16 protein-coding genes and 1 riboswitch are annotated in these 22,424 nt (G+C 70.6%); of the genes, 9 read left to right on the forward strand and 7 right to left on the reverse strand.

What is annotated here, in order from left to right; genetic code table 11:
* Positions 1 to 179 precede the first annotated feature (179 nt).
* The 5 genes from NBY69_RS19440 to NBY69_RS19460 all read left to right on the forward strand — a co-directional run bounded on the left by NBY69_RS19440 (position 180) and on the right by NBY69_RS19460 (position 5,486).
* Complete coding sequence (locus tag NBY69_RS19440; RefSeq protein WP_250302293.1) at positions 180 to 1,100, forward strand: M24 family metallopeptidase; 921 nt, start codon at positions 180 to 182, stop codon at positions 1,098 to 1,100.
* Positions 1,097 to 2,863 (forward strand): SDR family oxidoreductase, encoded by a 1,767-nt coding sequence (locus NBY69_RS19445; RefSeq protein WP_250302294.1) that lies wholly within the window; start codon positions 1,097 to 1,099, stop codon positions 2,861 to 2,863. Before NBY69_RS19440 ends, NBY69_RS19445 begins: the two co-directional genes overlap by 4 nt.
* Positions 2,860 to 3,798: a metal-dependent hydrolase gene (locus NBY69_RS19450; RefSeq protein WP_250302295.1), complete on the forward strand. Its 939-nt coding sequence runs from the start codon at positions 2,860 to 2,862 to the stop codon at positions 3,796 to 3,798. Before NBY69_RS19445 ends, NBY69_RS19450 begins: the two co-directional genes overlap by 4 nt.
* A gap of 56 nt (positions 3,799 to 3,854) precedes the next feature.
* Positions 3,855 to 4,808, forward strand: a complete 954-nt coding sequence (locus NBY69_RS19455) for a MerR family transcriptional regulator (RefSeq protein WP_250302296.1) — start codon at positions 3,855 to 3,857, stop codon at positions 4,806 to 4,808.
* A 135-nt stretch (positions 4,809 to 4,943) separates the two neighbouring features.
* Positions 4,944 to 5,486 (forward strand): RNA 2'-phosphotransferase, encoded by a 543-nt coding sequence (locus NBY69_RS19460; RefSeq protein ID WP_250302297.1) that lies wholly within the window; start codon positions 4,944 to 4,946, stop codon positions 5,484 to 5,486.
* A gap of 28 nt (positions 5,487 to 5,514) precedes the next feature.
* Here NBY69_RS19460 and NBY69_RS19465 read toward each other — a convergent pair whose 3' ends face one another.
* Positions 5,515 to 6,420 carry an LLM class flavin-dependent oxidoreductase gene (locus NBY69_RS19465; RefSeq protein ID WP_250302298.1) on the reverse strand — a complete coding sequence of 302 codons (906 nt, stop codon included), beginning with the start codon at positions 6,418 to 6,420 and terminating at the stop codon, positions 5,515 to 5,517.
* A 201-nt stretch (positions 6,421 to 6,621) separates the two neighbouring features.
* On the opposite strand from NBY69_RS19465, the gene NBY69_RS19470 reads away from it, so the two are divergent.
* Complete coding sequence (locus NBY69_RS19470) at positions 6,622 to 7,476, forward strand: Cof-type HAD-IIB family hydrolase (protein WP_250302299.1); 855 nt, start codon at positions 6,622 to 6,624, stop codon at positions 7,474 to 7,476.
* A gap of 81 nt (positions 7,477 to 7,557) precedes the next feature.
* On the opposite strand, the gene NBY69_RS19475 is transcribed toward NBY69_RS19470, so the two are convergent.
* From NBY69_RS19475 to hisC, 5 genes are all read right to left on the reverse strand, one after another.
* Positions 7,558 to 9,267 carry a GAF domain-containing sensor histidine kinase gene (locus NBY69_RS19475; RefSeq protein ID WP_250302300.1) on the reverse strand — a complete coding sequence of 570 codons (1,710 nt, stop codon included), beginning with the start codon at positions 9,265 to 9,267 and terminating at the stop codon, positions 7,558 to 7,560.
* 37 nt (positions 9,268 to 9,304) lie between these two features.
* On the reverse strand, positions 9,305 to 12,832 hold the full coding sequence (gene cydD, locus NBY69_RS19480; protein WP_250302301.1) for a thiol reductant ABC exporter subunit CydD: 3,528 nt from the start codon (positions 12,830 to 12,832) through the stop codon (positions 9,305 to 9,307).
* A gap of 15 nt (positions 12,833 to 12,847) precedes the next feature.
* Positions 12,848 to 13,849 (reverse strand): cytochrome d ubiquinol oxidase subunit II, encoded by a 1,002-nt coding sequence (gene cydB / locus NBY69_RS19485; RefSeq protein WP_250302302.1) that lies wholly within the window; start codon positions 13,847 to 13,849, stop codon positions 12,848 to 12,850.
* A gap of 13 nt (positions 13,850 to 13,862) precedes the next feature.
* A complete protein-coding gene (locus tag NBY69_RS19490) occupies positions 13,863 to 15,443 on the reverse strand; it encodes a cytochrome ubiquinol oxidase subunit I (protein ID WP_250302303.1) in 1,581 nt (526 codons plus the stop codon).
* 214 nt (positions 15,444 to 15,657) lie between these two features.
* Positions 15,658 to 16,737, reverse strand: coding sequence for a histidinol-phosphate transaminase (gene hisC, locus NBY69_RS19495; protein WP_250302304.1), 1,080 nt, complete (start codon positions 16,735 to 16,737; stop codon positions 15,658 to 15,660).
* Between the two features lie 335 nt (positions 16,738 to 17,072).
* On the opposite strand from hisC, the gene NBY69_RS19500 reads away from it, so the two are divergent.
* The 3 genes from NBY69_RS19500 (at position 17,073) to NBY69_RS19510 (ending at position 20,441) form a co-directional block, all read left to right on the forward strand.
* Positions 17,073 to 18,194, forward strand: a complete 1,122-nt coding sequence (locus NBY69_RS19500; RefSeq protein ID WP_250302305.1) for a LacI family DNA-binding transcriptional regulator — start codon at positions 17,073 to 17,075, stop codon at positions 18,192 to 18,194.
* A 157-nt stretch (positions 18,195 to 18,351) separates the two neighbouring features.
* Complete coding sequence (locus NBY69_RS19505) at positions 18,352 to 19,458, forward strand: metallophosphoesterase (RefSeq protein ID WP_250302428.1); 1,107 nt, start codon at positions 18,352 to 18,354, stop codon at positions 19,456 to 19,458.
* Positions 19,459 to 19,607: 149 nt separating this feature from the next.
* Positions 19,608 to 20,441, forward strand: a complete 834-nt coding sequence (locus NBY69_RS19510) for a hypothetical protein (RefSeq protein ID WP_250302306.1) — start codon at positions 19,608 to 19,610, stop codon at positions 20,439 to 20,441.
* Positions 20,442 to 20,509: 68 nt separating this feature from the next.
* Here NBY69_RS19510 and thiC read toward each other — a convergent pair whose 3' ends face one another.
* Positions 20,510 to 22,285 (reverse strand): phosphomethylpyrimidine synthase ThiC, encoded by a 1,776-nt coding sequence (thiC, locus tag NBY69_RS19515; RefSeq protein WP_250302307.1) that lies wholly within the window; start codon positions 22,283 to 22,285, stop codon positions 20,510 to 20,512.
* Positions 22,278 to 22,402: riboswitch (TPP riboswitch) on the reverse strand. It overlaps the preceding gene by 8 nt.
* Between the last annotated feature and the right edge of the window lie 22 nt (positions 22,403 to 22,424).

A 22,424-nucleotide genomic window follows, 5' to 3' on the forward strand; every position in this document is an offset into this window, starting at 1 on the left:
TACGGTCGTCCGTTCGGACCCGCCCCGGTCCGGGCGGAAGAGCCCGGTGCGCGCGGCGCCGGACGGTCCGGTTGTCCACAGGCTGCGCGGGGCTCTTGACGTAGCCGCCGGGCATTGTCACATTCATCAGTGTCAAGTTACGAGCACGTACCGCACACAGGACGGGACGGACGGGTGGCATGGCCTCAGCGGTGAAGTCAGCGGGGAATCCGGGCAGGAAGCCGGTGGGGACATCGGTGGGCGGTCCGGTGGGGAGTGCCGCCGCGCGGCGGGCACGGTCCGCGCAACTGCAAGGGTTCCGGGAGGTCCAGACCCTTGCGTACGCCTGTGCGGAGGCGGTCGCCGCCCAGCTCAGACCGGGTGTGACCGAGCGCGAGGCAGCGCGGATGCAGCGCGAGTGGCTGTACCGGCGGGGTGTGCGGGACTGGTTCCATCTGCCCTTCGCCTGGTTCGGGGACCGGACGGCTTTCACGGGCTTCAAGGTGCCGTTGCAGTTCTTCCCGACGAACCGGCGGCTGGAGGCCGGTATGCCCTTCATCCTCGACATGGCCCCGGTCTTCCGGGGTTTCACCGCGGACATCGGCTACTCGGGCTGCCTGGGCCTCAACCCCGTGCACGACCGGCTGCTCGCCGATCTGGCGGCCCACCGCGAGCTGATCCTGCGCGAGGTGCGTGAGCGGCGCACGCTGCGCACGATCTACCAGGACGTCGACCGGCTGATGGTCCGCCAGGGATACGCGAACCGGCACCGCGCCTACCCCTTCGGCGTGATCGCGCACAAGGTCGGGCAGGTCAGGGAGCGCCGCTGGTCGCCCCATGTCTTCGGCTTCGGTACCCGGTCGCTGAAGGGGCTGGCGAGCGACGCGCTGCATGGCCACCGGGACGGCTGGTCACCGCTGTGGAGCCCGTACCGCTTCTCCGACCACCCGCCCCGGCCCGGACTGTGGGCGGTCGAACCACACCTCGGATTCCGGGGAACCGGCGCCAAGTTCGAGGAGATCCTGGTCGTCACCGACTCGGCCGACCCCGAGCAGAGCGCCTTCTGGCTGGACGACGATCTGCCGCATGTGCGGCGCTGGGCAGAGGAGAGGGCCGCGTGAGCGCAGGGATCGAAGGAGCGCGTGAGCGCTGGGTGCGCACCGGCGGGATCGAGCTGTGCGTCGCCGAACTGGGCGACCCGGACCGGCCGACGGTCCTGCTGGTGCACGGCTATCCGGACAGCAAGGAGGTGTGGACCGAGGTCGCGGCGCGGCTGGCCGCGCGCTTCCATGTGGTGCTGTACGACGTCCGGGGCCACGGCAGGTCCACGGCACCGGTTCCGCTGCGCGGCGGCTTCACGCTGGAGAAGCTGACCGACGACTTCCTGGCCGTCGCCGACGCGGTGAGCCCCGGCCGGCCGGTGCATCTCGTCGGCCACGACTGGGGATCCGTGCAGTCCTGGGAGTTCGTGACCGTCCCGCGCACCGAGGGCCGGATCGCCTCCTTCACCTCGCTGTCCGGGCCTTCGCTGGACCACTTCGGGCTCTGGATCAAGAAGCGGATGTCCCGGCCCACCCCCCGCAGAGCCGCCCAACTGGTCGGCCAGGGAGCCAAGTCCTGGTACGTGTACATGCTGCACACCCCGGTGCTGCCGGAGCTGGCCTGGCGCGGACCGCTCGGCAGACGCTGGCCGAAGATCCTTGAGCGGGTGGAGAAAGTGCCCCCGGGCGACTACCCGACGGACTCGCTGCCCTCGGACGCCGCGCACGGCGCCTGGCTCTACCGCGACAACGTCCGCCCCCGGCTGCGCAGACCGCGCGCCGACGCGTACGCGCACGCGCCCGTCCAGCTGATCACGCCGACCGGGGACGCCTTCCTCTCCGAGCGGCTCTACGACGACCTGGAGCACTGGGCTCCGCAGTTGACGCGCCGTACGCTGCCCGCCAAGCACTGGGTGCCGCGCACCCGGCCGGATCAGCTGGCCGCCTGGATCGGCGAGTTCGTCACGGCGCACGAGAACCCGGCCGCCACTCCGCGCGCCGTGGCCACCGGGCCGCACGCCGAGCGCTTCGGCGGGCAGCTCGTGCTGGTGACGGGCGCGGCGAGTGGCATCGGGCGGGCCACCGCGTTCGCGTTCGCCGAGTCGGGGGCCCGGATCGTGGCCGTCGACCGGGATGCGGAAGGAGCGGCCCGTACCGCGGAGATGGCCCGGCTCATCGGCTCTCCCGAGGCCTGGGGCGAGGCCGTGGACGTCAGCGACGAACAGGCGATGGAGAAGCTCGCCGCGAAGGTGGCCGCCGAGTACGGCACGGTGGACGTCCTGGTCAACAACGCGGGCATCGGCTTCTCGGGGCCGTTCCTCGACACCACGAGCGAGGACTGGAAGCAGGTCCTCGACGTCAATCTGTGGGGGGTCATCCACGGCTGCCGGCTCTTCGGCAGGCAGATGGCCGCGCGCGGTCAGGGCGGCCACATCGTCAACACCGCTTCGGCCGCCGCCTTCCAGCCGTCGAAGGCGCTGCCCGCGTACGCCACGTCCAAGGCGGCGGTGCTGATGCTGAGCGAGTGCCTGCGCGCGGAGCTGGCCGGGCAGGACATCGGCGTCAGTGCGATCTGCCCCGGCATCGTGAACACCGGCATCACCTCCACCGCGCGCTTCGCCGGGGTCTCTCCGGACGAGGAGAGGCGCAAGCAGAAGAAGTCGTCCCGGCTGTACGGACTGCGCAACTACCCGCCGGAGAAGGTGGCGGAGGCGATCCTGTCCGCGGTGGTGCACAACCGGGCGGTGGTTCCGGTGACACCCGAGGCACGCGGCGCCCTCTTCATGTCACGGTTCGCACCGAAGTCCTTGCGGGCGGTCGCGCGATGGGAGCCACCGCTGTGAGCACCGAGAAGTACACCGAGCAGCACACCGGGACCGACGCGCCGTACGCGATCACCCCGCGCCGGGTCTCCTTCGACTGGGCCGCCACCCCGCTGCACTGGATACCGGACGAGCCCACCGCCACCCATGTGATCAATGTGCTGCATCTGCTGCTCCCGGCGGGCGAGCTGTGGTTCGTGAAGGTCTTCAAGGAGGCCCTGCCCCTGGTCGCCGATCCGGAACTGCTCAAGGACGTCAAGGGGTTCATGGGCCAGGAGGCCACCCACAGCGTGCAGCACTCCCATGTCCTGGACCACCTCGCCGCCCAGCGGCTCGACACCGCGGCATACACCCGGCACGTCGACTTCCTCTTCGAGAAACTCCTCGGCGAGCAGCCGCCGTTCGGTGTGCCGGTACCGGAGCGGGAATGGCTGCGCTTCCGGCTGTCCCTGATCGCCGCGATCGAGCAGTTCACCGCAGTCCTCGGTAATTGGGTGCTGCACGCCGACGCCCTCGACACGGCCGGGTCCGACGCGGTGATGCTCGATCTGCTGCGCTGGCACGGCGCGGAGGAGGTCGAGCACCGGGCCGTGGCCTTCGACATGTACCAGCACTGCGGCGGCGAAGGGCTGCCCCGGTACGCCCGCAGGATCGAGGGCATGGCCGTGGTCACTCCGGTGCTGCTGTGGCTGTGGGCGTGGGGCGCCTCGTATCTGGTACGCCACGACCCCCGGCTGGCGGGGAGGCTGCGCTACTCGCTGCGCGGGCACAACAGGGCGGTCGCCAAAGGGCTGCTGCCCACCTGGGGCGAGCTGGGCTCGGCGATACCCCGCTACTTCCGGCGGTCGTACCATCCCTCCCAGGAGGGCTCGCTGAGCAAGGCGGTCGAATACCTCGCGACCTCGCCCGCCGCCCGTGCGGCAGCGGGTGCGATCGGGCGGGCGGCCTTGTCGTAGTCCCGCCGCCCCACGGTGCGACGGGCACCAGGGGCGCGGGCGTGGAGGGAGAGAGCGTGTCCGGGCAGAGAACAGGGGCGGCGGAACCCGAGTACCGGATCGAGGACCTGGCGCACCACAGCGGCGCCACGGTCCGTACGATCCGCGCCTACCAGGACCGGGGTCTGCTGCCCAAGCCGCAGCGGCGCGGCCGGTCCAACGTGTACGGGGACAGCCATGTCGCACGGCTGCGGCAGATCGCTGATCTGCTCGACCGGGGCTACACCCTGGCCTCCATCAAGGAGCTGCTGGAGGCGTGGGACGCGGGCCGGGGGCTCGGCGGTGTGCTCGGTCTCGTCGCCGAGGTCAGCGGAGGCTGGACCGACGAGGAGGCGGACCGGATCTCCCGGGCGGAACTGGTCGGGAAGTTCGGCGGGGTCCGCGACGACGGGGCCGTGGCCGACGCGGTGGCGCTGGGCGTGCTGGAGCCGATCCCGGGCCGCGACGACGAGTTCCTGGTACCGAGCCCGCAGGAGCTGGACGTAGCGGTGGAACTGCACGCGGCCGGTGTACCGCTGAAGGCCATCTCCGTTCATCTGCGGGAGCTGCGCGGTCAGGTCGAACACATCGCGTCCCGGTTCCTGGAGTTCACGACGGAGCATGTCTTCGCCCGGTACCTGGGGCACCCGCCGCCCGACGAGGCGCAGGTGGCGGAGGCCGCCTCGCTCGTACGGCGGCTGCGACCGCTGGCACAGCAGAGCGTCGACGCCGAACTGGCGCGGGCCATGCGGCTGTTCGCCACCCGCCATCTCCAGCAGCACCTGGAACCGGACGGCCCGCCCGTGCATCCGGAGGGCAGGACGGCCGTAGCGCTCCCGGCAGCCACGATCCGTGCGGTGGAGAAGCTGGCGGGCCGGGAGAACACGGCCGCTTTCATCACTGCGGCCACCGAACGGGAGCTCCAGGCACGGACGTTGGACGCTCTGACTTATCCCCAGCCCGAAGACGGGCAGGTCGGGCAAAAGCCGTAAACCACACCCGCCTTGTCCACAGATCCGTCAAATTCCCTGTGGATAAACCCCCTTGCCTGTGGATCATGCGTAACTCGGCGGGCGCAGAAGGTAATTCGGATGCACGCCGGTGCGCTCCGCTCGCACCCTTGTCGAATGAACGACAGACACACCGTGAAGGTGTCGAAGTACCTCTCCAGACATCTGCGGCACCAGCCCGAGCGCATCGGCATCACTCTCGACGAGCACGGCTGGGTGGAGGTCGACACGCTGCTCCGCGCGGCTGCGGCGCACGGACTCCGATTCACCCGGGCCGAGCTGGACCATGTCGTCGCGGTCGACGACAAGCAGCGCTTCACCGTCGAAGGCGCGCGGATCCGGGCCAACCAGGGGCACACCGTCGAGGTCGATCTCGGCCTGCCGGCGGCCGAGCCGCCCGCGTACCTCTACCACGGGACGGTCGCCCGCAGCCTCGACGCGATCCGCGCCGAGGGCCTGCGCCCGATGAACCGCCACCACGTCCATCTCTCGGCGGACCGCGGGACGGCGACCCGGGTGGGCGCCAGGCGGGGACGCCCGGTGGTGCTGAGCGTGGACGCCGGGGCCATGCACGGCGCCGGCCACGTCTTCCGGGTCAGTGCCAACGGGGTATGGCTCACCGACCGGGTGCCGCCGGAGTTCCTGCGCCTCCGGGGCTGACCGGATCCGCCGCCCGCCCCGGTCCGGCTCAGTTCAGCTGCTTCGGCGCCTCGGTCGCGATCCGCTCGAAGACCTTCTCGTCGGCGGCGAAGATCGTTCCGGGGATCGGTGCGTGGATCACGATCTCGTCGATACCGAGTGCCGCGTACCTGCCCGCGAAGTCGACGAAGGCGTCGAGGGACTCCATCGGACGGCCCTCGTCCGGAGTGAAGCCGGTGAGCAGGATCTTCTCGACACCTGCGACGTCCCTGCCGATCTCGTCACAGGCGGCGGCGAGCTTGCCGATCTGCCCCCGGACGGCTTCGACCGACTCCTCGGAGGTGCCGGTCTCGAAGATCTTCGGGTCGCCCGTCGTCACCCAGGCCTGCCCGTGTCCCGCGGCGATCCGCATTCCGCGCGGACCGGTGGCGGCGACGGCGAACGGGAGCCTCGGCCCCTGCACACAGCCGGGCAGATTACGGACCTCGTCGGCGGAGTAGTACGTGCCCCGGTGGGACACCGAACCCTCGGTCAGCAGCCGGTCGAGCAGCGGTACGAACTCCCCGAAGCGGTCGGCCCGCTCCCGCGGGGTCCACGGTTCCTGGCCCAGCGCCGTCGCGTCGAACCCGCTGCCCCCGGCGCCGATACCCAGGGTGATCCGGCCGCCGGAGACATCGTCCAGCGCGATCAGGTCCTTGGCGAGCGTCACCGGGTGCCGGAAGTTCGGCGAGGTGACGAGCGTGCCCAGCCGGATGTGCCCGGTCGCCGCCGCCGCCGCGGTCAGCGTCGGCACCGCACCGAACCACGGGCCGTCGCGGAACGGCACCCGCCAGGACAGATGATCGTAGGTGTACGCGGTGTGGAAACCCAGCCCCTCGGCGCGCACCCACTGCTCACGGCCACCCTCGCGCCAGCGGCGGACGGGGAGAATCACGGTACTCAGACGCATGGCCACGACCCTACGTCGTACCCGCCCCCGGGCGGACCCGGTCGCCGGACCGGACCGCACGCACCCCACCCGGCGGCGCCTCCGGGGACGGGAACGCGGCCCGGACGCTCACCGGCGGGGCCCGCCCGGCTCAGCCGCGTGCCCGCGCACGCTCTCAGATGTGCGACCTTTCGCACGCCCGTGCGCTCCGTGCGGGAGAATGGTCCGGTGACCTCAGCTACCGGCCCCGCCGCCCCCCTTCCGCCCCGGCTGATCGCCACCGATCTGGACGGCACCCTGCTGCGGGACGACAGGACCGTCTCGGACCGCACCATCGCCGCGCTGGCCGCCGCCGAGGAGGCCGGGATCGACGTCTTCTTCGTCACCGGTCGTCCGGCCCGGTGGATGGATGTCGTCAGCGACCACGTCCACGGCCACGGCCTCGCCATCTGCGGCAACGGCGCAGCCGTGGTCGACCTGCACGGCGACGGAGGCGGACACGTCTTCGTCAAGGTCCTCCCCCTGGAGCGCACCGACGCACTCGACGTGATCTCCATCCTGCGAGCCGCCGCACCCGGCATCTCGTTCGCCGTGGAGCGGACCGGCGGCATCCACCACGAACTGGCCTACCCCCCGATGCAGTTCGACCCCGCATCGAGCGTCGCACCCGCCGAGAAGCTGCTCGCTCCGGACTCCGACATCGCGGATCAGCCGGTACTGAAGGTGCTCGCGCACCACCCCGAGCTGGCGCCCGACGACTTCCTCGCCCTGGCGCGCGCCGCCGTCGGGGACCGCGCGTCCATCACCCGCTCCAGCCCGACCGCGCTGCTGGAGATCAGCGGCGCCGGTGTCTCCAAGGCGGGCACCCTGGAACTGTGCTGCGCCGAGCGGGGCATCGCCCCGTCCGAGGTCGTCGCCTTCGGTGACATGCCGAACGATGTCGAGATGCTGAGCTGGGCGGGCACCTCGTACGCGATGGGCAACGCCCACCCGGAAGCGGTGGCCGCCGCTTCGGGGCGGACTCTGACGAACAACGAGGACGGCGTCGCGGTCATCATCGAGCAGATCCTCAAGGCCCGCTGACACCTGGCGCCTCACCACGAGTCCCGCTGACACCGGCGCCGCTGCTGCCCGGCGGTCCGGCGCGGTCCCGGCCCGGCGCAGCTACAGCGGGGCCTCCCACACCACCGTCGTGCCGCCGCCCCCGCCGCCGAGTCCCGGACCGTGGCTGCTCGATCCGCCCAGCGACTCCGCGCGCCTGTCGAGATTGCGCAGCCCGCTGCGGCGCCCGCCCTCCGGAATGCCGACACCGTCGTCGGCAACGGTGAGACGCACCGCCGGACGGCCGTCGTCCAGGTGCGCGGTAGCGTCGACGACCACTTCGATACGGGAGGCACGGGCGTGCCGGAAGGCATTGGACAGCGCCTCCCGCAGCGCAGCAATCAGGTTCTTCCCCGTCAGTTCACCGACGGCCGTGTCGACCGCGCCCACAAAGCGGTGTTCCGGCTTGAACCCGAGTGGCACGGCCGCCATGTTGATCTCCCGCAGCACCCGCTTGCACAGCCCCGAGGGCGCTTCGGCGGGCCCCTGCTGGAGCGCGAAAATGGCGGTGCGGATCTCCTGGATCGTGACGTCCAGTTCGTCCACGGCCTTCCCCACACCGTCTCTGACCTCGGGCATCGCGGACTGCCGGTGGGCGCCCTCCAGCATCATTCCGGTGGCGAACAGCCGCTGGATGACCAGGTCGTGCAGATCGCGGGCGATCCGGTCGCGGTCCTCGAAGACCGCGAGGCGCTCCCTGTCCCGCTGCGCGTCGGCCATCATCAGTGCCAGCGCGGCCTGTGAGGCGAACTGCGCGGCCAGCGAGCGCTCGGCCGCGCTGAACGGCCGGGCGCCCCGCTCGCGCGGAGTCGCCAGTACGCCCAGCAGACGGCCCCCGCTGTGCAGCGGCAGCAGCATGCTCGGCCCGTACTCCCTGCCGAGATCGGTGATCATCCGCGGGTCGGTGGCCGAGTCGTCCACGAACACCGGGGAGCCCGAGAGCAGCGTCGCCACGATGCCGCTCTCCGGCGGGGCGATCATCCCCAGCGCGGGGCCGGGCCGGTCGGTGGAGGAGAGGGCGACGACCTCAAGACCGCCCTCGGTGGCGGGCAGCATGACCACCCCGACCGCCGCGTCCGCGAGCCGGCGCGCCTGCTCGGCGACCACCGAGAGCGCGTCATCGGCATCGCCACCGGCCAGCAGCGCCGTGGTGACGGCCACCGAGCCGTCGATCCACCGCTCACGCTGCCGGGCGGCCTCGTACAGCCGCGCGTTGTTGATCGCGATGCCCGCCTCGGTGGAGAGGACCCGGACCATGTGGAAGTCGGCGTCGGTGAATTCGGCCCCGCCCTTCTTCTCGGCGACGTAGAGATTGCCGAAGGTCTCCCCCTGTACCTGGACGGGTCCCCCCAGGAAGGTCCGCATCGGCGGATGGTGCGGAGGGAACCCGCCCGCGCGCGGATCCTCCGTCAGATCGGTGAGCCGCACCCCGTGGGACTCGTTGATCAGCGCGCCCAGCAGCCCGGTCCGCCCGTCGGGGATCCGGCCGATCCTGGCCGCGTCCTCGGGTGCGATGCCGTACGTGACGAAGTCGCTGAGGCCGCCGCGCTCCCGGTCGACGACCCCGATGGCCGCGTACCTGGAGTCCGTCAGCCCCGCCGCGGTCTCGCAGATCCTGTTCAGGGTGGAGTGCAGTTCGAGCCCCGTGCCGATGGTGCGCATGGCGTCGAGCAGCTGCGGCACACGCTCGGTGAGTTCGGCGGAGAGCCCGCGCAGGCTGTGGTTCGCGCCGGTGGGGGGCTTCGGGGGATCGGTCGGATCCGGAGCTGGCATACCCCGAAGCCTAGTTAGTCCCATTTGGAGTGGAAAGTCAGATTCTGTCGGCTCCGAGGAGATCACCGGCCTCTTCCCGCTCCAGCATCCGCCGCAGCGGGCCCTCCGAAGCGGCCAGCTCGGCGTACGGTCCGCGCTGCACCACCCGGCCGCCGTCCAGCACGATCACCTCGTCGACGGCGTCCAGACCCCGGAGCCGGTGCGTGATGAGCAGCGTGGTGCGCCCTTCGGTGGCGGCCAGCAGATCGGCGGTCAGCGCGTCGGCGGTCGCCAGATCGAGATGCTCGGCCGGCTCGTCCAGTACGAGTACGGGGAAGTCGGCGAGCAGCGCGCGGGCCAGTGCGAGGCGCTGGCGCTGGCCGCCCGAGAGCCGGGCACCGTGCTCGCCGACCGGCGTGTCGAGCCCCTCGGGCAGCCCGTCCACCCACTCCAGCAGCCGGGCGGCGGCCAGCGCGTCGCGCAGGTCCTCCTGCGAGGCCCCGGTGCGGGCCAGCCGCAGGTTCTCCCGGAGGGAACTGTCGAAGATGTGCGCGTCCTGGGCGCACAGCCCGACGAACCCGCGCACCGCGTCACCGTCCATCGCACCGGCGGCCACCCCGCCGAGGGTGTACGTCCCGGTCTCGGCGTCCAGGAAGCGCAGCAGTACCTGCGCGAGCGTCGTCTTGCCGGACCCGGAAGGGCCGACGACAGCGACCCGCCGGCCGGCTTCGAGACGGAGAGCTACCCCGTCGAGCGCCTTCCGCCGCTGTCCCGGGTAGCGCGCGCTCAGCCCGCGCACCTCCAGCGGGAACGGCAGGTCCACCGCCGTCCCGACCGCCACCGGGTGCTGCGGTTCCTGTACGGGGACGGGCGCGTCCAGCACCTCGTACACCCGCTCCGCGCTCCGTCGCACCCGCTGCCGGTACTGCACGGCGAGCGGCAGCCCGGTGACCGCTTCGAAAGCGGCCAGCGGCGTCAGGACCACCACGGCGAGTTCCACACCTGCGAGCCGCCCGTCGCGCACGGCCTGCACTCCGACCACCGCGGCAGCCGCGACGGTCAGCCCGCACACGAGCGCGGTCAGCCCGCCGCCGAGCGCGGTGGCGGTGGCTCCCCGCGAGGCGATCCGGGTCAGCGTCCGGTCGGCGTCCCGGGTCGCACGCAGCCTCCCGCGCAGCGCACCGGCGACCGTCAGCTCTGCGGTTCCGGAGAGCAGATCGACGACGCGGGTGGCCAGCACTCCGCGTGCGGGGGCCAGTTGACGCTCGGCCCGTCGGGCGAAGGCGCCGCTCAGCACGGGCACCCCGATCCCGGCGGCGAGCAGCCCCACGGCGAGCACGGCGCCCGCGGCGGGCAGCAGCCAGGCGGTGAATCCGACCGCGCCCGCGCCCACCACCACGGCGACCGCCGCCGGGAGCAACCAGCGCAGCCAGTAGTCCTGGAGCGCGTCCACATCAGCCACCAGCCGCGACAGCAGATCCCCGCGGCGCACCCGGCCCAGACCGGCCGGGGCGATCCGCTCCAGCCTGCGGTAGACGGCGACCCGCAGGTCGGCGAGCATCCGCAGCACCGCGTCGTGCGACACCAGCCGCTCGGCATAGCGGAAGACGGCCCGCCCGGTCCCGAAGGCCCGCGTCGCCGTGACCGCGACCATCAGGTACAGCACCGGCGGCTCCTGGGAAGCCCGCGAAATGAGCCACCCCGAGGTCGCCAGGAGACCCACGGCGGACCCCAGGGCGAGACTCCCGAGCAGCAGGGCCAGCAGCAACCGCCCCCGCAGCGCACCGGCCGTGTCCCGCACCCGCGCCAGCGGACCCCGTCCCGACCGTCCTGAGCGGGGAGCGTCAGAAGCCGGAGCCTCGTCGGCCGCTGCCTCCTCGGCAGCGCGCGGGGCGGGCACGGTGGTCCGGTCGTCCGGCCCGTCCGTGACGAGCGTGCCGGACGGCCGGAGCGGCCCCGGAGCCAGCGCCACGACCCGGTCGGCCACGGCGAGCAGCGCGGGGCGGTGCACCACCAGCACCACGGTCCGGCCCACCGACAGACGCCGCACCGCGTCGACGATGCCTGCCTCCGTCTCGCCGTCCAGCGCCGCCGTGGGCTCGTCGAGCAGCAGGACCGGCCGGTCGGCGAGGAACGCCCTTGCCAGTGCGAGCCGTTGGCGCTGTCCGGCGGAGAGCCCCGCACCGCCCTCTCCCAGCACCGTCTGCACGCCGTCCGGCAGCGCGGAGACAAAACCGTGGGCTCCTGCCTCCCGCAGGGCGTCGTGCACCGCGGACTCCTCCGCATCGGGCCGCGCCAGCCGTACGTTCTCGGCGATCGTCCCCGCGAACAGGTACGGCTGCTGCGGTACCCATGCGATCTGCTCCCGCCACCGCTCGGGCGAGAGCGAGGCCAGTTCCACGGAGCCGACCCGTACCTGTCCCTCGTCCGGGGGCGCGAAGCCCAGCAGGACGTTGAGCAGCGTCGACTTCCCGACTCCGCTCGGTCCCGTGACCGCGACCGTCTCCCCGGCCTCCACGATCAGCGAAGCCGAATCCAGTGAGGGTTCCGTGCGGCCGGGGTGGCGTACCGTCACCTGGTCCAGTTCCAGCCGGAGCGAGTCCGGAAACTCCCGGTCACCACCCGTCGGCAGCGGTGTCTCCAGAACGGCGAAGATCTCCTCGGCGGCCGAGAGCCCCTCCGCCGCCGCGTGGTATTGCGCCCCCACCTGCCGCAGCGGCAGATACGCCTCGGGAGCCAGCACGAGGATCACCAGCCCCGTGTACAGGTCCAGTTCCCCCTTGACCAGCCGCAGCCCGATGCCCACGGCAACCAGGGCCACCGAAAGGGTCGCCAGCAGCTCCAGGGCGAACGACGACAGGAACGCGATCCGCAGCGTCCGCAGCGTGGCCTTCCGGTACTGGTCCGTGATGGCCCTGATCGATTCGGCCTGGGCCTTGGCCCGCCCGAACACCTTCAGCGTCGGCAGCCCGGCGACCACGTCCAGGAAGTGCCCCGACAGCCGGGACAGCAGATGCCACTGCCGGTCCATCCGCGCCTGGGCGGCCCAGCCGATGAGCATCATGAACACCGGAATCAGCGGAAGCGTCACCACGATGATCGCCGCCGACACCCAGTCCTCGGTGACGATCCGCGCCAGCACCGCCACCGGCACCACCACCGCGAGCCCCAGCTGCGGAAGGTAGCGCGAGAAGTAGTCGTCGAGCGCGTCGACACCACGAGTGGCGAGCGCGACCAGCGATCCCGTCCGCTGCCCGGTCAGCCACTGGGGCCCCAGCTCGGCAGAGCGCTCCAGCAGCCGGCCGCGCAGTTCGGACTTGACCGCCGCACTGGCCCGGTGCGCGGCCAGCTCGGTCAGCCAGGACACCAGTCCCCGGCCCAGCGCGACCGCCGCGAGCAGCAGCAGGGGTGTCCGCAGCCCGGCCCCGTCGAGACCGTTCTGGAACGCCCCCACCACCACATCGGCGATCAGCATCGCCTGGGCCACGACCAGGCCCGCGCCGGCCAGCCCGAGGACCACCACCGCCCCCAGGAAGAGACGGGTGGCGCCGGCGTACCGGAGCAGACGCGGGTCGATCGGTTTCACGTGAAACATCCCCCACTAGTGGGCATCGGCGATGTGCTGCGTGCCCAGCCGCTTGCGGAACACCCAGTAAGTCCAGCCCTGGTAGAGCAGGACCAGCGGCGTCATGATGCCCGCCACCCAGGTCATGACCTTGAGCGTGTAGTGGCCGGACGCCGCGTTGTCGATCGTCAGATTCCAGGCCGAGTTGAGCGAGGACGGCATCACGTCGGGCGCCAGCGAGAGGAACAGCGCCGCCACCGTGGCGGCGATGGCCACCCCGGTGAAGGTGAAGGCCCAGCCCTCCCGCTCCCGTGCGTTCATCACGAACGCCACGACCAGCGCGGCCAGTGCCACGCAGAGCGCGATCAGTGTGGAGCCGTCTCCCCGGTCCGCCTGCAGCCAGATCAGGAAGGCAGCCGCGAGCGCCACGGTGACGACCGCGGCCTTCGCCGCGAAGGCCCTGGCGCGTACCCGGATGTCCCCGACGGTCTTGAGCGCCGTGAAGACAGCCCCGTGCAGCGTGCACAGCGCGGTGAAGGCGAATCCGCCGAGGAAGGCGTACCCGTTCAGCAGGTCCCCGAAGGAACCGGCGTAGTCCTGATGGCTGTTGACCGGCACACCGTGGACCAGGTTGGCGAAGATCATCCCCCAGAGGAAGGGAAGCAGCAGCGAGGTGGTGAAGAGCGCCCACTCCCAGTTGCGCTGCCAGCTCTCCTCGGGCCGCTTGTGTCGGTACTCGAAGGACAGCACCCGCACGATCAGCAGCAGGAGGACCAGGACGAGCAGCAGATAGAAGCCGCTGAAGAAGGTCGCGTACCAGACCGGGAAGGCGGCGAACATCGCACCGGCCGCGGTGATCAGCCACACCTCGTTGCCGTCCCAGACGGGACCGATGATGTTGATCAGTACCCGTCGCTCCCGGCGGTCCCTGGCCAGCAGCCGGGTGAGAATGCCGACCCCGAAGTCGAAGCCTTCGAGGAAGAAGTAGCCGGTCCACAGAACGGCGATCAGCAGAAACCAGAAGTCGTTGAGGCCCATGACGTCTCTCCTCTCAGTACGCGAAGGTCAGGGGTTTGTCGGCGTCCTCGTCCGGACCGCCGGATCCACCGGGTCCGCCGGACGAGGGCCCGCGCAGCCGTGGGTCCTTGGCCGGTGGCTGTTCGTCGGTGTCGGGGCCCATCACCGCGTACTTCTTCATCAGCCGGACGTTGATCCAGCCCAGCACCGTGTACAGCGTCATCAGGACGATCAGCGAGATCAGCATCTCCGTCTGGGAGACCCCGGGAGAGACCGAGTCGGCCGTCTTGAAGAGGCCGAACACCGCCCAGGGCTGCCTGCCCATCTCGGTGAAGACCCAGCCGATCGAGTTGGCGATCAGCGGGAAGACCAGTGAGGCCATGCCGACCCGCCAGCCCCACTTCGTGAAGAAGGGGTTGAGCTCCCGGCCCGCAGTCAGCATCAGCTTGGGCGCCTCGTCGTCACCGGTGCGGTGCTCGGGCAGCAGCCACTTCTTCTTCCGGGTGAGCCAGAGTCCGGCGGCTGCGGCCACGGAGGCCGTGAGCCCGATGCCGATCATGAGCCGGAAGCCCCAGAAGGTGACGAAGATGTTGGGTACGTAGTCGTCGGGCTTGCCGCCGTACTTGGCCGCCTCCGCCTTCGCGGTCTCATGGATGCCGGGCACCGCGGTGTGGAAGTCGTCATGGGCGAGGAACGACAGTATCCCCGGGATCGACAGCTCCACGGAGTTGTGGCCCGCTGCCACGTTGCCGACCGCGAAGATCGAGAACGGCGCAGGTGCCTCGGTGTCCCAGAGCGCCTCGGCAGCGGCCATCTTCATGGGCTGCTGCTCGAACATCACCTTGCCCAGCTGGTCGCCGGAGAGTGCGGTGAGGATGCCCGCGGTCACCGTCATGACCAGGCCCATGCGCAGCGAGGTGCGCATCATGCCGGTGCGCTTCCGGTCGGTCGCGGTGCCCGCCGCCCTGGCCCGCCTGATCTTCCACAGGTGGTAGCTGGCGATCCCGACGACGAAGGCGCCGCCGGTGAGGAAGGCCGAGGTCATGGTGTGGGTGAAGACGACCAGCGCGGTCTTCTGGGTGAGCACCCCCCAGATGTCGTTGAGGTGGGCCACGCCGGTGGCGCGGTCGATGCTGTACCCGACGGGGTGCTGCATCCAGGAGTTGGCCGCCAGGATGAAGTACGCCGAGAAGGTGGTGCCGATCGCCACCATCCAGATGCAGGCGCAGTGGAGCTTCTTCGGCAGCTTGTCCCAGCCGAAGATCCACAGTCCGATGAACGTGGACTCGAAGAAGAAGGCGATCAGCGCTTCCATCGCGAGCGGGGCACCGAAGACGTCACCGACGAACTTCGAGTAGTCGGACCAGTTCATCCCGAACTGGAACTCCTGGACGAGGCCGGTGGCGACCCCGATCGCGAGGTTGATCAGCAGGAGCTTCCCCCAGAACTTCGTGGCGTGGAAGTACTTCTCCTTGCCGGTCCGCACCCAGGCGGTTTCGAAGCCCGCGGCGATCGCCGCGAGGGAGATCGTGAGGGGGACGAACAGGTAGTGGTAGACGGTGGTCAGCCCGAACTGCCATCGCGCCAGGGTATCCGGCGCCAGAGCTAGTTCCACGTCGTCACTCTCCTTACGTGGCTGTGGTCACAGCGGCAGTCTGCCCCTTTGATCCCACCCAGCCCGGATGAAAAGGGACACGCTTGTGAAAGCGTTCACATTCACAAGCAATATTACGTAAGCACTTTTGACATGACGAAGGCGGGGTGCCTTTACGGCACCCCGCCCTGTTTCGACCCTGTTCGGAAGGGCCTCCCGCCCTCTGCCCGAAGAGCTACAGCTCCTTGCGGAAGGCCGCCGCCGCCTGCAGGAAGAGATCGTTGCCCTCGGCCTCGCCGATCGTGACGCGTACGCCCTCGTCCCCGAAGGGACGCACGACCACGCCGGCCCTGTCGCAGAACGCCGCGAAGTCGCCGGTGCGCTCACCCAGCCGCAGCCACACGAAGTTCGCCTGCGTCGCGGGCACCTTCCAGCCCTGGCCGACCAGGCCCTCGTACACCCGCTCCCGCTCGCCGACCAGCGCGCCGACCCGGCCCAGCAGTTCGTCCTCGGCCCGCAGCGAGGCCACCGCCGCGTCCTGTCCCAGCTGGCTCACGCCGAAGGGCAGCGCGGTCTTGCGCAGCGCGGCGGCCACCGGCTCATGGGCGACGGCGAAGCCGACCCGCAGCCCGGCCAGGCCGTACGCCTTGGAGAAGGTCCGCAGCACCGCCACATTGGGGCGGTCCCGGTAGAGCTCGATGCCGTCGGGGACATCGAGGTCACGGTTGAACTCGCGGTACGCCTCGTCCAGGACCACCAGGATGTCGGACGGCACCCGGTCCAGGAATCGCTCCAGCTGCGCCCTGCGCACCACGGTGCCGGTCGGGTTGTTGGGGTTGCAGACGAAGATCATCCGGGTGCGCTCGGTGATCGCGTCGGCCATCGCGTCCAGGTCGTGGACCTCGTCGGAGTCCAGCGGCACCTGCACCGCGGTCGCCCCGCTGATCCTCGTGATGATCGGGTACGCCTCGAACGACCGCCAGGCGTAGATCACCTCGTCGCCCGGCCCCGACGTCGCCTGCAACAGCGACTGCGCGACACCGACGGATCCGGTGCCGGTCGCCAGATGGGAGACGGGGACCCCGAAGCGCTCGGCCAGTTCGTTCATCAGGCCGGTGCACGCCATGTCCGGGTACCGGTTGAAGGTGCCGGCTGCGGCGATCGCGCTCTCCATCACACCGGGCAGCGGCGGATAGGGGTTCTCGTTGGAGGACAGCTTGTACGCGACCGGACCGTCGGCAGCGGCCGGCTTGCCCGGTACATAGGCGGGGATGCTGTCCAGTACGGCGCGCAGCTTGGGGCTCTTCTCGCTCACAGCGGGTCCTCCTCGGCTCGGATAGGCACACCTTATGAGGGCCGGCGGCTGCTGCGAATGGCGGGCACGGGAAGGGGGAGCGCTGCCGCATCCGGCGCGCGCCGGTGGCTTGCGCCGTGGCGCGCGTCCCTCGAACCAGTGAGTTGAGACCTCATCGCAACATCAGCCATGGGGCAGGTTCAGGTCGATCGACACCCGAGACTCCCATGACCAAGGGGCCAACTCCCGTGCATTCCAAGGCGATCGGCTCTAAATGATCATGCAGAAACGTGCCTGTCAACGGATGCATATGCGCTCAGTCCCACCCCCCTCCATCGACCTACTATCGGCTCGCCATGACAGCAGCAGGGAAGCACCAGGTGAGCCGGGCGGAGACTCCCCGCAGGGCCAACCGGCAAGGACGAGCGGGCATCCGGGACGTGGCCGCCGCAGCCGGTGTCTCCATCACGACCGTCTCCGACGCGCTCAACGGCAAGGGCAGGCTCCCGGACGCCACCCGCCGCCATGTCCGCGAGGTCGCAGACCGGCTGGGCTATCGCCCTTCCGCCGCGGCCCGAACCCTCCGTACCGGCAAGTCGGGCCTCATCGGCCTGACCGTGACGACCTACGGGGATGAACCTTTCACCTTCACCGAATTCGCGTACTTCGCCGAGATGGCCAGAGCCGCCACCTCCGCCGCGCTCGCACGCGGCTATGCCCTCGTCATCCTCCCCGCCACCTCACGCCACAGCGCGGTCGACGTCTGGTCGAACGTCGCCCTCGACGGCACCGTCGTCATCGACCCCTCCGATCACGACCCGGTCGTCAGCGAACTCGTACGCCAAGGGCTCCCCGTCGTCTCCGACGGACGCCCGGCGGGCTCCCTGCCCGTCACGGCCTGGGTCGACAACGACCACGAAGCCGCGGTCCTCGATCTGCTCGACCACCTGGCCGCCGCCGGAGCCCGCCGTATCGGGCTGCTGACCGGCACCACCACCGACACCTACACCCGCCTCTCCACCACCGCGTATCTGCACTGGTGCGAGCGGGTCGGACAGGACCCGGTCTACGAGTCCTACCCCGCCCACGACCCCTGCGCCGGAGCCGTCGCGGCCGACCGGCTCCTCGCCCGCCCCGACCGGCCCGACGCCGTGTACGGGCTCTTCGACCCGAACGGCACCGACCTGCTGGCAGCGGCGCGACGGTACGGACTGCGCGTCCCCGAGGATCTGCTGCTGGTCTGCTGCAGCGAATCCACCGTGTACGCCAGCACCGAGCCGCCCATCACCACCCTGTCCCTCAAGCCCCGCCGGATCGGCACCGCGGTCATCCAGTTACTCATCGACGCCATCGAAGGCATCAACGACGACCACCCGGTCGAGCAGGTGATACCGACCGAACTCATCGTCCGGACCTCCTCGCAGCGCCGTCCGCCGCGCACCACGGTGAGCGCACCGCGCTCTCCCGCCCCGGACTGATCGCCTCATTAGGCGCGAAACGGTCAGTCGACCCCAGGAGCGCACGGATTCAGCCCCCCTGGTGCGTCACACATACCGAGTCGCATTCCTATGATGGGCGGACGACACCGCGGACCCCCCGACCAGGCAGGTCCGACCGGTGCACGGCGGCGCGACGGTGGTGGAGGGGTCGATGACTCAGGGGGCCGGTCTGGAACCCGCGATGCGGACGGCGACAGTGCGGGACTTCCGCGTACCGCCTCTGCCCGCGCCCGAGCACGTCCACGACGCCGGGAGGCCGCCTCGGTACGCCGCCGGTGAGGAGCCGGACGGATACACGCCGACCCAGCGGGACCTCCCGGTCATCGGCCGCGGCGCCCCCGCCGACACGCTCGTCGTACGGACCGTGCCCGACCCCGCGGCGGCCGACGCCGCCGAGACGGCCGTCGCCGATGCCGACGGGGGCCCCGGGCCGCTCTTCGTCGTCGGTGACGTCCACGGGTACCTCGACGAGCTCCTGGCCGCCCTGCGCGCCCAGGGGCTCATCGACGCCGAGGGCAACTGGTCCGCGGGCAACGCCCGGCTCTGGTTCCTCGGCGACTTCACCGACCGCGGACCCGACGGCATCGGCGTCATCGATCTCGTCATGCGGCTGTCCGCCGAGGCCGCGGCCTCGGGCGGCTACTGCAAGGCCCTGATGGGCAACCACGAACTGCTGCTGCTCGGCGCCAAGCGTTTCGGCGACACCCCCGTCAACTCCGGTGCGGGTACCGCCACTTTCCAGGCCGCCTGGCTGCTGAACGGCGGCCAGAAGGCCGACATGGACCGGCTCCAGGACGTTCATCTCCAGTGGATGTCCCGGCTCGACGCCATCGAGCTGGAGGACGACCACCTCCTGGTGCACTCCGACACCACGGCCTATCTCGACTACGGCGATTCCCTCGAAGCCGTCAACGACACCGTCCGCGAGACACTCACCCGCAACGACGCCGACGAGTGCTGGGACCTGTTCCGCAAGTTCACCAAGCGCTTCGCGTTCCGCGACGAGTCGGGGCCGCAGGCGGTCCGGGAGCTCCTCGGGGTCTTCGGCGGCCATCGCATCGTCCACGGTCACAGCCCCATTCCGTATCTGCTGGGCGAGGTCGGGGCCGAGGACGGCGAGGACGGACCGCGCACGGTCATCGAGGGGCCGCACGTGTACGCCGACGGGCTCGCCATCGCCATGGACGGCGGCGTGACCATGGCCGGAAAGCTGCTCGTGGTCCGGCTTCCGCTCCCCAACTGATCGGCGGACCGAGAGGCGATTTACGGAAACCCTCTGTTACCCCGTGCCATTACCGCTCTACCATCGGGTTATCCGTAGCAGGCTCTCCTCCGTTCACGTCCGACCGCCCGTCAGAAGGCGGGCGGTCCAGGCCAACGGAGCATCGGGGGATGCACATGAACAGCGATTCGCACCTGCGGACCGAAGACCGCCCGGAGTTCGAGCGAGTTCTCGACGACGCGCTGCGCGCCGCACCGGACCGACCGGACCTCGCCGCAGTGGGACAGCGGCTCAACAGCGAACAGCTGCGCACCATGGTGCTCAACGCGGATGCCCTCGTCACCACGGCCGCGGCAGCCGAGTACGAGCACTTCGTGAAGATGCGGGCCGAGCTGCGCGCACCCGCCGCGGCCTCGGTACGGACCGCCGTTCTCACCCCGGGCCGGGGCGGGACCGGTTCGGGCGCCGGGCTCACCGCCGTCGTCGCCGTGCTGGCCCCCGTACTGGCGGGCACCGCAGCCGCGATCTTCCTGCTGGTGGGCTATCTGCTGAAGGCTCTCAGCGCACCGCCCGCCTTCGCCGACACCATGGTCACCGCGGGCTGGGCCTTCGCCGCGCTCACCGCTGCCGCCATCCTGTTCGCCGCGATCGGGCTGCTCATCACCGCCCTGCGCAACAGCTCGAACGAGGTGCACCGGGAGGCCGAGGAGGAGAACGGCGACGACGAACTGTCCGAGGAGGTCGCCCGCGCCCGTGACGCCTGGCGTCACGCGCTGCTGGAGCGGGGCATCGTCCCGTTCCTGCGCAACGCCCTCGCCGACCCCAGCGCCGACCCGGCGGCCCCCGCCCCGTACCGTCCGGCGGGCCGCATCCCCAGCCTCGGCTACAGCCGGCCCGACTTCACCGGCCCGGACGAAGGAACGGCCGCCCACGAGCGTCCCAGTTTCACCAGCCCGGACTTCACCAGTCCGGACTTCGGCGGCCCCGACCACCAGCCGGAGTAGGACCGCCCCGGACCGGCAGGCCCCCTGGACTTCGCCGAAGCCGGGGGGGGGCTGCCGGACCGGTCGGCTCAGTCGGCCAGCGGCAGATACACCCGGTTCCCGCTCGCCGCGAACTCCTCGGACTTCGCCGCCATCCCCGCCTCGATCTCCTCCTGGCTGCCGCCGTGTTCCCGGCGGATGTCCTGGGAGATCTTCATCGAGCAGAACTTCGGCCCGCACATGGAACAGAAATGCGCGGTCTTCGCGGGCTCCGCGGGCAGCGTCTCGTCGTGGAACTCCCGTGCGGTGACCGGGTCGAGCGCCAGATTGAACTGGTCCTCCCACCGGAACTCGAAACGCGCGTCCGACAGCGCGTCGTCCCACGCCTGCGCGCCGGGATGCCCCTTGGCGAGGTCCGCCGCGTGCGCCGCGATCTTGTACGTGATGACACCGGTCTTCACGTCGTCACGGTTGGGCAGGCCCAGGTGCTCCTTGGGCGTGACGTAGCAGAGCATGGCCGTCCCCCACCAGGCGATCATCGCCGCCCCGATGCCGGAGGTGATGTGGTCGTACGCGGGGGCCACATCCGTGGTGAGCGGGCCGAGCGTGTAGAACGGCGCCTCCTCGCAGATCTCCTGCTGGAGGTCGATGTTCTCCTTGATCTTGTGCATCGGGACGTGCCCGGGGCCCTCGATCATCGTCTGCACGCCATGGCGTTTGGCGATCGTGTTCAGTTCCCCGAGGGTGCGCAACTCCGCGAACTGCGCCTCGTCGTTGGCGTCCGCGATCGACCCGGGCCGCAGCCCGTCGCCCAGCGAGTACGTCACGTCGTACGAGGCCAGGATGGAGGAGAGTTCCTCGAAGTTCTCGTACAGGAACGACTCCTTGTGGTGCGCCAGGCACCAGGCGGCCATGATCGAGCCGCCGCGCGAGACGATGCCCGTCTTCCGGCGTGCGGTGAGGGGCACGTACCTGAGCAGCACCCCCGCGTGCACCGTCATGTAGTCGACGCCCTGCTCGGCCTGCTCGATGACCGTGTCCTTGTAGATCTCCCAGGTCAGCTCCTCGGCCCGGCCGTCGACCTTCTCCAGTGCCTGGTAGAGCGGGACCGTGCCGATGGGGACGGGGGAATTGCGCAGCACCCACTCGCGGGTGGTGTGGATGTTGCGGCCGGTGGACAGGTCCATGACGGTGTCCGCGCCCCACTTGGTGGCCCAGGTCATCTTGTCCACCTCCTCCTCGATGGAGGAAGTGACCGCGGAATTGCCGATGTTGGCGTTGACCTTCACCAGGAACCGCTTGCCGATGATCATCGGCTCGATCTCCGGATGGTTGACGTTGGCCGGCAGCACGGCCCGGCCCGCGGCGATCTCTTCGCGTACGACCTCGGGGGAGACGTTCTCGCGGATCGCGACGTACTCCATCTCCGGGGTGATCTCCCCGCGCACGGCGTACGCGAGCTGACTCACCGCGCGCCCCTCGCGCCCCCTACGCGGCTGGCGGGGCCGGCCGGGGAAGACCGCGTCCAGGTTGCGCAGTCCTCCGCGGGGTGAGGTGTGCTTGATCCCGTCGTCCTCGGGGCGGGCCGGGCGGCCCGCGTACTCCTCGGTGTCGCCGCGGCCGATGATCCAGTGCTCCCGGAGCGGGGCGAGCCCGCGCCGTACGTCGGTCTCGACGGTGGGGTCGGTGTACGGGCCCGACGTGTCGTACAGCGTCACGTCCTGCCCGTTGGTGAGGTGCACTTGTCGGACGGGGACCCTGATGTCGGGGCGCGAGCCCTCCGGGCCCCCGATGTAGCCCTTGTGCCAGCCCGGCTCGCGCTCGGGCCGATCTGTGGCAGGCGTGCGTGCATCCACTGTGGTCATGAGACCTACTCCCTACGCCGGCATTACCCGGTAACAGGTTCGGCGGTCGGCGCAGCTTCAGCGATGTGCTGTCAGCGCCCTCTCAGCCCGGTGCTCCGAGCTCCCGCGTGTGCAAAGGTGCCCCCACGCTAACGCCATC

This window comes from Streptomyces sp. A 4/2 (genome assembly GCF_940670765.1).
Taxonomy (GTDB): Bacteria; Actinomycetota; Actinomycetes; order Streptomycetales; family Streptomycetaceae; genus Streptomyces.